The 13,864-nt window shown below is 62.5% G+C and carries 15 protein-coding genes; 8 read left to right on the top strand and 7 right to left on the bottom strand.

From position 1 onward, the window contains the following. Nucleotides 1–65: 65 nt before the first annotated feature. From ACIQWO_RS13000 to ACIQWO_RS12985, 4 genes are all read right to left on the bottom strand, one after another. Nucleotides 66–491 (bottom strand): organic hydroperoxide resistance protein, encoded by a 426-nt coding sequence (locus ACIQWO_RS13000; protein ID WP_150577101.1) that lies wholly within the window; start codon nt 489–491, stop codon nt 66–68. A gap of 281 nt (nt 492–772) precedes the next feature. Then, a complete protein-coding gene (locus ACIQWO_RS12995; protein WP_402824264.1) occupies nt 773–1,357 on the bottom strand; it encodes a TetR/AcrR family transcriptional regulator in 585 nt (194 codons plus the stop codon). 169 nt (nt 1,358–1,526) lie between these two features. Next, a complete protein-coding gene (locus ACIQWO_RS12990) occupies nt 1,527–3,764 on the bottom strand; it encodes a TonB-dependent siderophore receptor (protein ID WP_402824261.1) in 2,238 nt (745 codons plus the stop codon). Between the two features lie 177 nt (nt 3,765–3,941). Next, complete coding sequence (locus tag ACIQWO_RS12985; RefSeq protein WP_402824259.1) at nt 3,942–5,099, bottom strand: WD40 repeat domain-containing protein; 1,158 nt, start codon at nt 5,097–5,099, stop codon at nt 3,942–3,944. Between the two features lie 259 nt (nt 5,100–5,358). On the opposite strand from ACIQWO_RS12985, the gene ACIQWO_RS12980 reads away from it, so the two are divergent. Together ACIQWO_RS12980 and ACIQWO_RS12975 are read left to right on the top strand one after the other, a co-directional pair. Then, nucleotides 5,359–5,847 carry an Lrp/AsnC family transcriptional regulator gene (locus ACIQWO_RS12980; RefSeq protein ID WP_039396891.1) on the top strand — a complete coding sequence of 163 codons (489 nt, stop codon included), beginning with the start codon at nt 5,359–5,361 and terminating at the stop codon, nt 5,845–5,847. After that, nucleotides 5,840–6,799 carry a DMT family transporter gene (locus ACIQWO_RS12975; protein WP_402824256.1) on the top strand — a complete coding sequence of 320 codons (960 nt, stop codon included), beginning with the start codon at nt 5,840–5,842 and terminating at the stop codon, nt 6,797–6,799. Before ACIQWO_RS12980 ends, ACIQWO_RS12975 begins: the two co-directional genes overlap by 8 nt. A 35-nt stretch (nt 6,800–6,834) precedes the next feature. Here the strand turns inward: ACIQWO_RS12975 and ACIQWO_RS12970 are convergent, their stop codons facing one another. After that, complete coding sequence (locus ACIQWO_RS12970) at nt 6,835–7,593, bottom strand: SDR family NAD(P)-dependent oxidoreductase (protein ID WP_402824253.1); 759 nt, start codon at nt 7,591–7,593, stop codon at nt 6,835–6,837. 174 nt (nt 7,594–7,767) lie between these two features. On the opposite strand from ACIQWO_RS12970, the gene ACIQWO_RS12965 reads away from it, so the two are divergent. Further along, the gene (locus tag ACIQWO_RS12965; protein WP_150661643.1) at nt 7,768–8,664 is read left to right on the top strand and encodes a LysR family transcriptional regulator; all 897 of its coding nucleotides are present in this window, start codon (nt 7,768–7,770) and stop codon (nt 8,662–8,664) included. 21 nt (nt 8,665–8,685) lie between these two features. Here ACIQWO_RS12965 and ACIQWO_RS12960 read toward each other — a convergent pair whose 3' ends face one another. Next, nucleotides 8,686–9,339, bottom strand: a complete 654-nt coding sequence (locus tag ACIQWO_RS12960; RefSeq protein ID WP_402824248.1) for a TetR/AcrR family transcriptional regulator — start codon at nt 9,337–9,339, stop codon at nt 8,686–8,688. A gap of 220 nt (nt 9,340–9,559) precedes the next feature. On the opposite strand from ACIQWO_RS12960, the gene ACIQWO_RS12955 reads away from it, so the two are divergent. The 3 genes from ACIQWO_RS12955 to ACIQWO_RS12945 all read left to right on the top strand — a co-directional run bounded on the left by ACIQWO_RS12955 (nt 9,560) and on the right by ACIQWO_RS12945 (nt 11,827). Continuing rightward, nucleotides 9,560–9,988 carry a VOC family protein gene (locus ACIQWO_RS12955; protein WP_150666050.1) on the top strand — a complete coding sequence of 143 codons (429 nt, stop codon included), beginning with the start codon at nt 9,560–9,562 and terminating at the stop codon, nt 9,986–9,988. Nucleotides 9,989–10,127: 139 nt separating this feature from the next. Further along, nucleotides 10,128–11,057 (top strand): ABC transporter ATP-binding protein, encoded by a 930-nt coding sequence (locus ACIQWO_RS12950; protein ID WP_402824243.1) that lies wholly within the window; start codon nt 10,128–10,130, stop codon nt 11,055–11,057. A gap of 8 nt (nt 11,058–11,065) precedes the next feature. Beyond that, nucleotides 11,066–11,827 carry an ABC transporter permease gene (locus ACIQWO_RS12945; RefSeq protein ID WP_402825343.1) on the top strand — a complete coding sequence of 254 codons (762 nt, stop codon included), beginning with the start codon at nt 11,066–11,068 and terminating at the stop codon, nt 11,825–11,827. A gap of 101 nt (nt 11,828–11,928) precedes the next feature. Here ACIQWO_RS12945 and ACIQWO_RS12940 read toward each other — a convergent pair whose 3' ends face one another. Next, a complete protein-coding gene (locus ACIQWO_RS12940; RefSeq protein ID WP_150666048.1) occupies nt 11,929–12,543 on the bottom strand; it encodes a glutathione S-transferase family protein in 615 nt (204 codons plus the stop codon). Between the two features lie 106 nt (nt 12,544–12,649). Between ACIQWO_RS12940 and ACIQWO_RS12935 the strand changes: the two genes are divergently transcribed. After that, a complete protein-coding gene (locus ACIQWO_RS12935; protein ID WP_402824239.1) occupies nt 12,650–13,339 on the top strand; it encodes a type 1 glutamine amidotransferase domain-containing protein in 690 nt (229 codons plus the stop codon). Then, a complete protein-coding gene (locus ACIQWO_RS12930) occupies nt 13,336–13,863 on the top strand; it encodes a GNAT family N-acetyltransferase (RefSeq protein WP_402824236.1) in 528 nt (175 codons plus the stop codon). The genes ACIQWO_RS12935 and ACIQWO_RS12930 overlap by 4 nt, the downstream gene beginning before the upstream one ends. Nucleotide 13,864: the final 1 nt, after the last annotated feature.

Here is a 13,864-nt window from a genome sequence, read left to right as displayed (position 1 = left end):
GCAGAAAGCGAAAGAGCAGCCCGAGGGCTGCTCTTTTCACATGCGACGTACGAGGACGGGGACGATTAAACGATCGTCAGCGTCACGTCGATGTTGCCACGCGTTGCATTCGAGTACGGGCACACAATGTGCGCCTTTTGCACGAGGCCTTCGACCACGGCGCGGTCGACACCCGGCACGCTGATCTTCAGCTCGGCCTGAATGCCGAAGCCGGTCGGGATCTGACCGATACCGACGCTACCGTCGATCTTCGTCTCGGCAGGCAGCGTCACCTTTTCCTTGCCAGCGACGAACTTCAGCGCGCCCAGGAAGCAGGCCGAGTAACCTGCGGCGAACAGTTGCTCCGGGTTCGTGCCGCCAACGCCGGGGCCACCCATTTCCTTGGGCACGACCAGCTTGACGTCGAGCACGCCGTCCGACGACGTGGCGCGGCCATCACGGCCTCCGGTGGCAGTGGCGTGGGCGGTGTACAGCACTTTTTCGATCGACATGACGAACTCCTGGTAAGTAGAAAAATTTCACTTCCAAACTTCGACCTTCCTGACCCGACACAGCACAACGCGGTGCCTTGCAGCCAAGCGGTCATCTTAATGCACTCACGGGACAGCTTCTGTGAACGTCGCAGCAACCTCACCGCTTCGCTCGTCCCGTTTCTCGCATCTCACAATATCTATCTATTACTAGATAGATAATCAAACCCAAATAAACGGGAGATGTCTCCCGTGTTGGTCCTGCTCTGCCGCGATGGTCGGCGGCGTCTTTCCTCAGACATTCAGGCCACGCCACACACCGACGCGACCACATCCTCCAGCCTCGACGGCGCCCGGAACAACCGCGACGCCATCACACTGCCCTGAAACCCGGCGAACAGCGCGCGAGCCGTCGCTTCCGGCGAGGACGTCAGCGTCAGCGAGCCCGCTTGCGTGCCTTGCGTCAGCACCCGCGCCAGCCATGCTTCGTGAAACGCGAAGAACCGCTGCACCGCTTCGCGCACCGTTTCCGGCAGCGTTTCGATGTCCGCCGCCAGCATGCCGCACAGGCAGATCCGGTGGCCGTCTTCGATAATTCGTCCAAAGCCCTTCGCATACAACGCCAGCTTTTCCGGCGCGGGCAGCGTCTCGTCGATTGATGCCAGCCCTTCGCCGATGAAACCGTCGTACGCCTTGATCGCTTCGAGCACCAGATCTTCCTTGGCCGGGAAGTAGTAGTGAATGCTCGACGTCTTCACCCCGACACGCTCCGCCAGATCGCGATAGCTAAAGCCGTTGTAGCCTCGCGTCATCAGAAACGTCTGCGCATGATCGAGCAGTTGTTCCCGGACGGTTGGTGCAGCGGGCGATGTCGTTGTGCGGTTCATGTGACGAACTTTATCTACTGGTAGGTAGACAGTCAAGCGCTTTCTTCGGTGACGTCGATTGATTGTTTCGATGATGGCGATAGCCTCCCGCTGACGATCATCGTCCGTCCAATGAAAACAGCGGCCCGCAGGCCGCTGTTTTTCGTCGCATCAAGACACTGAGCGTCGATCAGAAATCGATCTTGGCGTTCAGGCTGACCATGCGCGGGTCGGCGGCCTTGATGTAGCTGTCGTACTGATATTCCCAGTACTTGCGGTTGGTGAGGTTGCTCACGGCCGCGCGCAACGTCACGTCCTTACCGGCAACGCGCGTACGGTACGTCGCACCGATGTTGATCAGCGTGTAGCCGGAGACGGTCAGCGAGTTCTGCGGGTTGAGCGTCGTGCGACCGTTGTAGCGGATATCGCCGCCGACCGACAGGCCCGGCACGTACGGCACCTTGTATTCGACGTTGCCCGAGAGCACGAAGCGCGGTGCGCCGCCGACACGGTTGCCGTCGAAGCCACCGGCCGTGCGTGCGTACCAGGCGTCGAGGGCCATGGCGCTGGCACCCAGCGTCCATTGCGGGCCGAGCTTCACGGAGCCCGCGAGTTCGATCCCCTGATAGATCGACTGACCGTCGGCCACGCGGGCGTTCGCGCTGTTCGTGTACACGGCGCCACGTTCGATGCGGAACAGCGCAGCCGTGGTGCTCCACGTCGCCTGCTCCGTCTTCACGCCGACTTCGTACTGACGGCTCTTGAACGGGTTGAGCACCGCGCCTGCGTTGGCGTAGGTCGAACCGACCACTTCACCTGCTTCGAGCGCTTCCACGTAGCTGGCGTAAGCCGTGGTGTTCTGCGTGAGCTTGTACATCGCGGCGAGGGTCGGCGTGAAGACGCCGTTGGTCGAGTACGTCGACGCGCCCTGCGCATTCGTCTGGTCGTAGTTTGTGAAGCGGCCACCGGCCAGCACCGAGAAGCGGTCCGTGATCTGCACGGTATCCGACGCGAAGACGGACTTCTGCTCGATGGCGCTGGAGCGTTGCGCCTGAAGCGGCGTGCCGTTGCCGTAGAACTGATACGAATTACCTTGATACAGATTGCCCGAATACGTCGAGAACGGCACGTACGGGTTGGCGGTCACGGGGCTGTAGACGTAGTCGTAATCGTTCGTCTGATATTGCGACGCATAGCCGAACGTCAGTTGATGCGTCAGCGGCCCCGTGCGAACTTTGCCTTCTGCCGTTACCTGCCACGCGTGGAACGTGTTGATTTCGTCGCCAAGATCGTTCAGCCCACGATAATCGCCCGCACCATTTAGCAGGTACATCGTTGCTTCATTTCGATCGCGCGTGGACTTGTTGTACGCGAAGTTCGCGGACACCTTCCAGTCCGGGTTGACCTGATATTGCAAACCCGTCGTATAGAACTGCGTGATGGTGTTCAAATGCGTTGCCTGCGTTTGCAAGTTCGCATTCGAAACGTTGATCGGACCAGGCAACTGGTTACCGGTGAAATTTGCGGTGGAAATCGACGGCGACGTGCCCGTCGCGCGACGGTCCTGATACATCGCGCCGAAGTTCCACGTGAGGTCGGGCGTGATGCGTGCGTCGAGGGCGACCGACACCGTGTCGCGGTTCAGATTGCCGTCGGTGTACGTGCGGCCTTCTTCGTGCGTGTAATTCAGACGCGCGCCGAACATGTCGTTCGGACCAGCACGGCCGCCGAGGTCAACGTGCTCGCGCCAGATGCCTTCCGATTGGAAACCGACGTCAATGCTGGCGATGCGCTCGTCCGTCGGCTTCTTCGTGACGTAGTTCACCACGCCGCCCGGCGCAACGAACCCGTACATGAAGCCGGACAGGCCCTTGAGCAATTCCACGCGGTCGAACTGTTCGTACGGCATGGTCACGCCGTAGGTCATGACCGGCATGCCGTCGAGCTTGAAGCCCGATTGCCAGTCGATGGGCATGCCGCGCACGTAGATGTAACCAGCCCACGCGTCGAAGGCGTTACTGCCGTCGGTCACCGAGGCGTCCGTGACGAACACGTCGCCGAGCTTGGTCGCCTGACGTTTCTCAAGTTGCTCCTGACTCACGACCGTCGTGGAGAACGGTGTGTCGAGCTGGCTGCGCGAGCCGAGCGCACCGGCCTGCACCGGCTGCTTCAGGTTCTGCGGCGTTTCGCGCAGCGTCGAGTCGGTCACCGTCGTCGCCTTGAGCGTGGCGGGCGCGGTCCCGGTATTCGTGGTGTCGGTCGCGTCGGTGGCCGATTGCGCGAGTGCCGACGACGCGGCAAACGTCAGCAATGCGGCGAGCGCGAGCGGTGCGACGGTGTTACGGGGAGCCAGAGAAAGGTGACGTGCAGCGAGACGGCCATTCGCGCGCAAAGCGCGGCTGACCCGGTGAGCCGGAGCGGAAGACATGCTTGAAATCCCGTGTGACTAAACAATATTTTCTTAATGAGAATCGTTAACGTTCTCATTCACAGGTTCGGGATATTAACAAACCACCGCCCAGCGTCAACAAATGTTGTCGTCAGACGGCAACGACAACACCGAAATACAACATTTCGGATCCTTACCGCATGCCCGGCAACACAACTATTGGAAATCGACGATTCGAATCTCGTCGCCAACGGCGTATATCAGATGCTTTTCATCGGGACTGAGCGCGCATGCCGATGGTCCGCGACTTTTCCCCGGCGTTGCGAGGGAGTAGCGTGCCGTATGGGTGCTAACGTCCCAGACCGTGATCGTTTGCGACGTTTTCACGTCGAATTGGCACGACACCAGCGTCTCGCCACCGGAGCTGATCATCAGGGAGACGACCTTTCCCGAAATCGGGGAAAACGTCTGCATCAAATGGCCGTCGTCCGTAGAAAACATGCGAATGGGGTCCGAGTTGTCCGTATGGACCCACTTTCCGGTGTCCTGGTCCAGCGTGTCGTGAATCGCGCCCGTGTTGGTGCCGGTGAACGCGAACCGCCCGTCGCGGCTGACGGCCAGCGCCGTTGGCGACATCGTATGAATGTCGCGTGCGATGGTTTTCTGCGTCGCGACACCCACGCCGACTTCCTGCACGATCGTTCGTTGCGAAAAGAAACCGATCCGCCGCTTGCCGTCACGATCAAGCAGGGTTTCGCTGCCAGCGAAACGCAGGCTTTTGCTATCGGCCGAAAACACCATATCGGTCGCGACGTGACGGCCGCCGAGATCAACCTCGCGAAGCGTGGCGCCCGTTGCCGCGTCGATCAATCGCAGGCGTTCGGGAAGCTGATTCTTGCGATCGCCTGCCAGCGCTAAATAGTCGATCGCCAGCACCTTGCCGTCCGGACTGAGGGCCATCTGTTTGACTGGGGCGGCGTGACCGTTCACGATCGGCTCGTTGACGTAAGTGCTCAACGCTTCGCCATCGGTGAGGCGAAACACATGCACATCCACCACGCCGACGATGAGTCGCTTGCCGTCCGGTGCGTATGCCAAACCACCGAGATACGTCCCGTACGGCAAAGGCATCTGACGTGTCAGCCTTAGATCGTCGACGTTGTGCAGGCAGACGCCCTTCCCGCTCATTCCGCTCATCCCGCTCATCCCGCTCGTCCCGTCCCCCAGCAACGCAAACTGCTTTGAATCGGGTGACCACGCGACTCGCGAGGGGCGGCAGGGAGATGCCACGTTACGCATCCGGGAGAACACAAATGCCTTGGCATCCCCGCCCGAACCGGCCTCGCTTGCCGTAGCAGGCGCGATGCACGCCATGCAAGCCATTGCGAATACGGCACCACGCGTTCGGAAGCCGCCCACACGACCACGCTCACGACGGACACTGCGATCCATAGGACCTCGCGCGATAAGCACAAGACTGCAATCTATCGAGCAGCAACGGGCTGTGGCGAGGTCTTTCAGTTTCAAACAATCGTGTGAACGACAAATAGGCTAATATCGCGGCACTGTCGCCTACCGAGCGGCTAATTGAACGGAACGCCGGCCCCCATCCGGGGCACGTGCGTAGAGTGGTATGGAACTCGACGCCATTGATTTGAAGATTCTGCGGGAGCTGCAAGCCGACGCCCGCCTCACCAACGTTGAACTCGCCTCGCGCGTGAACCTGTCGCCGTCGCCGTGTCTGGCGCGCGTCAAGGCGCTCGAAGCGGCGGGTTATATCCGGCAGCGTGTGACGCTGCTCGACCCGTCACGCCTAGGGCTGCACATCAACGTCTTCATCCACGTCACGCTGGAAAACCAGAATCGCGACGGACTGGATGCCTTCGAAGCCGCCGTGACCGCGCTGCCGAACGTCATGGAGTGTTACCTGATGTCCGGCGACGCCGACTATCTCCTGCGCGTGATGGTCAGCGACATGGCCGCTTACGAATCGCTGATCACCGACCGCATCTCCCGCATTCCGGGTATCCGCAACATTCGTTCGAGCTTCGCGCTCAAGCAAGTGATGTACACCACGGCCGTGCCGGTACCCCAGCCGCCAGACGCCTCGGGCGATGCCTGAGGCCACTTCCGAGACTTCGTCCACACCGACCGGCGCGCTGAGCGCCGCGCCGCAGGGTGGCGCCAGCCAGCAGATCGCACTGCACGTGGCGGCCATGCTCTTCGGCGCGTCCGCCCTGTTCGGCGAACACATCGCCGCGAGCAGCACGATGATCGTCTTCGGACGCGGGCTGTTCTCGTGGCTCGCCCTCACCGTCATTACTCTCGCTGGACTGGCCGGTATGCGCAGCGCAGCGCGTCTTTCGGGCGGTGCACCGTGGCGCGGTCTGTCGACGGCCTCCGGTGCGCGCCTCATCGTCGCCGGGGTGCTGCTGGCCGTGCACTGGCTGGCCTTCTTCCTCGCCATCAAAGCGGGTGGCGTCGCCGTCGGTACACTCGGCTTCGCCTGCTTCCCGGCGTTCGTGATTCTGCTGGAATGGCCACTGCGCCGTGAACGTCCCACGTTGGGGGACGCCGGGGTGATTGCGCTCGTCTGTATCGGCCTCGCACTGGTGACGCCCGCGTTCGACTGGCAGGCTGGCGCGACGGTGGGCCTCGCGTGGGGTGTGCTGTCGGGCGCGATCTACGCCGTCATCGCCCTGTCGAACCGGGTGCTGGGCGCGCAGGCCTCGCCGTTGCAGGCGAGCTGGTGGCAATGTCTGGGGATTCTGATCGTGCTCGGGCCGTTCGCATGGCGCGAGTCGCTGACGCTTCCCGCCGCGCAATGGGGATGGCTCGCGTGTCTGGGCGTCGTTTGCACCGCGCTGGCTTACACCCTATTCATTCACGCGCTGCGTACCGTCAAGGCGAGTCAGGCGGCGGTCGTGATCGCGCTCGAACCCGTCTATGCGATTGCCTTCGCGTGGGTGCTGTTCGGTACGTCCCCCACGCTCAAGATGGCGATTGGCGGCATGTGCATCGTCGGTGCCGTTGCCTGGTCCGGTTCGATGCGCTCACGCCGCCCGGCTCACTGAGCCGTCCGTCTTCAGGCTGAAGGACGTCGCGCCCCTCAGAGCATCATGCCGCCCGACGCTTCGACGCGCTGGCCGTTGATCCAGCCCATTTCGTCGCCGAGCAGCGCCGCCACGACGCCACCGATGTCGTCGGCTTCGCCCACACGTCCCAGCGCAGTAGTGCCCGCAACCATCTGATGCACGGCCTGATTGTCGCGCACGGTGCCACCGTTGAAGTCGGTGGCAATCGCCCCAGGCGCAAGCGTGTTGGCACGAATGCCGCGCGCACCCAGCTCCTTCGCCAGATAGCGCGAGAACACCTCGATACCGCCCTTCATCATGGCGTACGCCGATGCGCCCGGGAACGTGAAGCGAGCGAGACCGCTCGACACGTTGAGGATGCGTCCGCCGTCGGCCATCATCGGCAGCAACGTCTGCGTGAGGAAGAACGGGCCCTTCAGGTGCAGCCGCACGAGGAAGTCGAACTCGTCTTCCGTCGTCTCGGTCACCGGCTTGTGCAAGCCCGTACCGGCGTTGTTCACGAGGAAGTCGAACGTGTCGCGCTTCCAGACCTCGTTCAGCACACGCTTGACCTCCGCGGCGAACGGCGCGAATTGCGACGATTCCGAAACGTCGAGCGGCAAGGCCACGGCCTTCGCGCCCAGTTGGACGATCTCGGCAACCACGGTGTCGGCCTCGGCGCGCTGGCTGCGATAGGTGAGGATGACGTCAATGCCGTGTTGTGCTGCGGCGATGGCCGATGCACGGCCCAGACCACGGCTGCCACCGGTAATGAGAGCGATCTTGCGCGTCATGGTGATTCTCCTGAATGCTGAATGGGAACCGGCGAGGCCGCCCGGCCACACCGCGTTGAACTGTTCAACATCCTATTGCAACGAATTTCACCAATAAACCGGACGAATTTGATTACACTGATCAAATTCAAATAACAATCGATCGTCCATCGAGACGATTGGCCCCTCGCCCCCATGCACCAGCTCGACGCCATGCGCATCTTCGTGCGCGTTACCGAAACCGGCAGTTTCACGCAGGCCGCCGACAGTCTCGGTCTGCCGCGCGCGAGCGTCTCCAACGCCATTAAGCAACTCGAAACGAAGCTGGGCACACGCCTGTTGCATCGAACCACGCGACGCGTGCAACTGACGCAGGACGGTCAGGCGTGCCTCGAACGATGCAAGGACCTGCTCGCCGACGTGGAGGAGTGGGAGACGATGTTCGTGGCGCGCGACGAAGCGCTCACCGGCCGTCTGCGGGTCGATCTGCCCGCGACGCTCGCGCGCACAACCGTCATCCCGGCGCTGCCCACGTTTCTCGCGCAGCATCCGGCGCTACGCGTGGAATTGTCGAGCACCGACCGGCGCGTCGATCTGGTGCGCGAAGGGTTCGATTGCGTGCTGCGCGTGGGCGCGGTCGCAGACTCAACACTCATCGCCCGGCCGCTGGGTCACATGCGTCAGATCAATGTGGCAAGTCCTGCGTATCTCGAACGGCACGGCGTGCCGACGACGCTGGACGACCTGAGCCAGCACCGTCTGATCCATTACACGACCACACTCGGTACGCGTCCGGCAGGCTGGGAGTATTTCGACGGCGAGCGCTATGCGCAATGGCCCATGGAAGGCGTGCTGACGGTGAACAACGCCGATGCCTATCAAGCCGCCTGCGTCGCCGGACTCGGCTTCATACAAGCGCCCGAAGGCGGCGTGCGCGGCCTCATCGCCGAGGGCAAGTTGCAGGAGGTGATGCCGGAATTTCAGGCGGAGCCGCTGGCCGTCTCGCTGCTGTACGCGAACCGGCGTCACCTGCCGCGTCGTGCGCAAGCCTTCATGAACTGGCTTGCGGAGCTGCTGACGCCACGTCTGTAGCGCGGCCGCATTCAGGGGCGCTTACAACCCCTTCTCCACCATTGCGACGAGCCGCTGCCCGAGCGCGTCGACCTGATCGTCGGGCAAGTCTCGCAACGGACCATCGATGACGAGCACGGCGAGGCCATGCACCGCCGCCCAGGCCAGATATTCCGCACCGGGCCGCTGCGCTGCATCGATGATGCCCGCCTCCAGCATGCCGTCGAGCGCCGCCCCCAACAGCTCGAACGGATTCAGACCACTCGCCCCCGCCTTCTCCGGCCCGCCCGCCGAGCGCACGTTCTCGGACGGCGCAAACGCCGTGCGGAACAATCCCGGCTGCCGCCGCGCGAAATGCAGATAGCCAATGCCCACCGCACGAAGCACGGCGCGCGAGCGCGACACGCCGTCAGGCATCGATGTCGCGTCGATCATCGCCTGCTCGTGCTCGATCCCCGTCGCCAGTTCGGCCAGTGCCGCCGCACGCACCGCATCGAGCAAATCCTGACGATTGGCGAAATGCCGGTACGCGGCATTGGGAACGACCCCGGCGCGACGCGTCGCCTCACGTAGGATCACCGCGTCCGGTCCGCCATCGCGCGCCAGCGCGATCCCCGCTTCCAGCAACGCCCGGCGCAGGTCGCCGTGGCGGTATGTCGCGCGCGCCGGCCCGGTCGTTGTTTCTTGTTCTGTCATTGCTACCCCTTGTGGACAGTGTCCATTATGTCTGCTATTGTTTGTGTACACTGTCCACAAAGGCAAGTTGCAGTGCGTCAGACGGCATCGGCTTCGTCACATTCGCGCATTAAATGCGAAGGCACTATGGTTGATGAGGTACCGAAGACGTTCGCCCAATGACACTTCCCCAACGGGGCGTCCCCACGCCCTTTATTACCGACACATCGAGGAGCGTTCCATGCAAGTTCATTCCTATCTGTTTTTCGAAGGTCGTTGTGAAGAAGCCATTGATTTCTACGAGAAGACGCTGGGCGCACGGCGCGGCATGCTGATGCGTTACGGCGAAAGTCCGGAAAAGTGCCCCGAAGGCATGCTGCCGCCGGGCAGCGACAACAAGATCATGCACGGCGAGTTCTTCATCGGAGAATCGATGGTGATGGCCTCGGACGGCATGGTGAGCGGCAAGCCGAAGTTCGACGGCTTCTCGCTGTCGGTCGATTTCACCGAAGTCGGCGCCGCCGAAAAGGCGTTCCACGCGCTGGCTGACGGCGGTTCGGTCAACATGCCGCTCGGCGAGACGTTCTTCGCGAAGACGTTCGGCATGGTCAAAGACCGTTTCGGCATGAACTGGATGGTAATCGTGCCCAAGGAAATGCCGAAGGGTTGATCTTCCGCCTCCCCTGGCACGCAGACAGACACGTATCGATGCTCGTCGCCCGCCGCTGGGCGGCGAGCATTTTTTGTTCGTCGGCTGTTCGACGGTTCGTGTCCGACAAGTTCCTCACGCCTGTGCTATCGTCGCCGCCATGCCATCCGTGATCTCTATCCAGAATCTGTCGAAGACGTACGCGACAGGTTTCCAGGCGCTGAAGAACATCAACCTGGAAATCCAGCGCGGCGAGATCTTCGCCCTGCTCGGCCCGAACGGCGCCGGCAAAACCACCCTTATCAGCACCATCTGCGGCATCGTGCGTCCGACCTCGGGCACGGTGACGGTCGACGGTCACGATATCGTCACGGACTACCGTGCCGCACGTGAAGCCATTGGCCTTGTCCCGCAGGAGCTAACCACCGACTCGTTCGAATCGGTGTGGGCCACCGTCTCTTTCTCGCGTGGCCTGTTCGGCAAGCCCGCGAATCCGGCGCACATCGAGAAGGTGCTGCGCTCGCTCTCGCTGTGGGAGAAGAAGGACAGCCGCATCATGCAGCTCTCGGGCGGCATGAAGCGACGCGTGCTGATCGCCAAGGCGCTCTCGCACGAGCCGCGTGTGCTGTTCCTAGACGAGCCCACCGCCGGTGTGGACGTCGAACTGCGTCGCGACATGTGGCGTCTCGTGCAGTCGTTGCGCGAGACCGGCGTGACCGTGATCCTGACCACGCACTACATCGAAGAGGCCGAGGAAATGGCCGACCGCGTGGGTATCATCACCGGCGGGCAGATTACGCTCGTGCAAGAGAAGACCGAACTGATGCGGCACATGGGCAGCAAGCAGCTCGCGTTGCAACTGACCGAGCCGGTCTCCGCCATTCCCGACGCGCTCGCCGCGTACGGCCTCACGCTCGGCAACAACGGCACCGAACTCGTGTTCACGTACGACGCCAACATCGAGCAGACGTCCATCGCCTCGCTGCTGCGCGACATGGAGCGCGCCGGTATTTCGGTGAAGGATCTGCACACGACGCAAAGCTCGCTCGAAGACATCTTCGTCTCGCTCGTGCACAGGAAAGAAGGATGAGCCGCGCCATGAATTTCTACGCCATGAAGGCGATCTACAACTTCGAGATGGCACGCACGCGTCGCACGCTGATGCAGAGCATCATCTCGCCGGTCATCTCGACCTCGCTGTACTTTGTGGTGTTCGGTGCGGCGATCGGCTCGCGCATTCCGGAAATCGAAGGGGTGCCGTACGGCGCGTTCATCGTGCCGGGCCTGATCATGCTCTCGCTGCTCACGCAGAGTGTGACGAACGCCTCGTTCGGCATCTATTTCCCGCGCTTCACGGGCACGATTTACGAGGTGCTCTCGGCGCCGGTGTCCTACATGGAGATCGTGTGCGCGTACGTGGGGGCGGCGGCGACCAAGTCGATCATTCTCGGGGTCATCATGCTGGGCACGGCCGCGCTGTTCGTGCCGTTGCGCATCGAGCATCCGATCTGGATGGTCTTCTTCCTCGTGCTCACCGCGGTGACGTTCAGCCTGCTCGGTTTCATCATCGGCATCTGGGCCGATGGCTTCGAGAAGCTGCAACTCGTGCCGTTGCTCATCATCACGCCGCTCACATTCCTTGGCGGCAGTTTTTACTCGACGAGCATCCTGCCGCCGTTCTGGCGCGCGGTCACACTGTTCAACCCGGTCGTGTATCTCATCAGCGGTTTTCGCTGGAGCTTTTACGGACTGGCGGATGTGAGCGTCGCCGTGAGCCTTGGCATGACGCTGTTGTTCCTTGCGATCTTCCTCGCCGTCGTCGCGTGGATGTTCAAGACGGGCTATCGCCTGAAGAGCTGACGTAGATCGCAATGCCGGACGGTGATGCCGTCCGGCTTGTCTTGCTTCCGTCTCTTTCTCTCGCTCTACTTCACTCCCCGCTTCACCCCTTCCCCAATACGTCAGATCGGCGGCGTCTCGCGAAACGCGGGCAGCGCCTCGGCCTGTGCCGAGAAGTTGGCAATCTCGGGAAACTCTGCGCCGAAGTCGACTTCCGGCAGCAGCAACTGATGGAAACGCCACGCCACGGCGACCGCCACGCCATGCTCGCCAATCTGCTCCGGCGTTGCCAGGATGGGCACCTGCGCCAACTCCAGTTCCAGTTCGTGAAACGCCGCATGCACTTGCGTGCGCACGCGGTCGGTCCACGGCGTATGGCGCTTCTCGCTCGGACGCAGTTCGCGCTCGTACACCAGTTGCACCGACTTCTCGCAGGCCGCCAGCGCCAGCCCCGTCAGACGCAAGGCGCGCACACGTTCAGCAGGATCGACAGGCACAAGCCGCTGCGCCGGATCGACCAGCGATTCCAGATACTGGAGGATGAGCGTGGAGTCCATGAGCACCGTGCCGTCGTCGGTCACGAGCGTCGGGGCTTTGACGACCGGATTGATCGCGGCGAACGCGTCGAAGGTGCTGAACACCGACAACGACCGGTGCTCGAAGGGCAGCCCGAGCAACTTCAGGCAAATGGCCGTACGACGCACGTACGGCGAGTCCAGCATTCCGATCAACTGCATGTCTCGCTCCAAGGTTCGAGGCGCTTATCGCCGTTATGGCCGGTTTCGTCGATCATACATGACGGGTAGAATGATTCGCATGGCCGATTCGACAGGGAGACGTTTCATGAACATCCTGATGGTTCTGACCTCGCACGACCGCCTGGGCGACACAGGCAAGAAGACGGGCTTCTGGCTCGAAGAATTCGCCTCGCCCTACTACGTATTCATCGACGAAGGACTCACCGTCACGCTCGCCTCGCCGGCCGGTGGACAGCCACCGCTCGATCCCAAGAGCGACGAGCCGGACGCGCAAACGGAAGCCACCCGGCGCTTTCGCGAAGACCCCGACGCACAGAAGGCACTCGCCAGCACGCTCAAACTCGCCGACGTCAAAGCCGACGACTACGACGCCGTGTTCTACCCCGGCGGCCACGGCCCGCTCTGGGATCTCGCGCAAGACCCGCACTCCATTCTTCTGATCGAAGCCTTCGAGCGCGCAGGCAAGGCCATCGGCTTTGTTTGTCATGCGCCGGGCGTGCTTCGTCAGGTGCGTGCCGCGAACGGCGAACCGCTCGTGCGCGGACGCCACGTCACCGGCTTCACCAACGACGAAGAAGCCGCCGTCGGCCTCACCGACGTTGTGCCGTTCCTCGTGGAAGACGAACTCAAGCGGCTGGGCGGGCTATACGAGAAAGGCGGCAACTGGGAATCCCATGTTGTCGGCGACGGGCGCCTCGTCACCGGGCAGAACCCTGCCTCATCGGAAGAAGCCGCACGCACGGTGCTGGCGATGATGGAGCCGCGCCTGCCATGAAGACAGGGTCGTCGGTTCAGGTGCGTCGGCTCGTTCCCGCCGACGCACTCGCCTTTCAGGCACTACGCCTTTCCGGCTTGCAAGCGCATCCGGAGGCATTCGGATCGAGCTATGCCGAAGAGAAGGACTGGCCGGTCGAACGTGTGCGCGAGTGGCTGACGGTGCGCCCGGATACGGGCGTCTTCGGTGCGTTCGAAAACGAACGGCTTGTGGGCGTGGTCGGTCTGGGACGTCAGACACGCGCGAACTTCGCGCACGTCGGTTTCCTTTGGGGCATGTACGTCCATACGGACGCTGTTGGGCGCGGCGTTGGCCGAGCGCTCCTCGACGCGGCCCTCGCCCTCGCACGCTCACAGCCCGGGCTGCGCCATCTCACACTTCAGGTGAACGCCGACAATCGTGCGGCGCTTGCGCTCTACCAGTCGTTCGGCTTCGTGGAAATCGGCCGCGAGCCCGACGCCATGCGCGTAGGCAACGGCTTCTGCGACGACATTCGCATGTATCTGCCGATTTCCACGCGCTGAG

The sequence above is a fragment of the Pandoraea sp. NPDC090278 genome (assembly GCF_044772185.1).
Lineage (GTDB): Bacteria > Pseudomonadota > Gammaproteobacteria > Burkholderiales > Burkholderiaceae > Pandoraea.
This window is presented reverse-complemented; position numbering and strand designations above follow the sequence as displayed.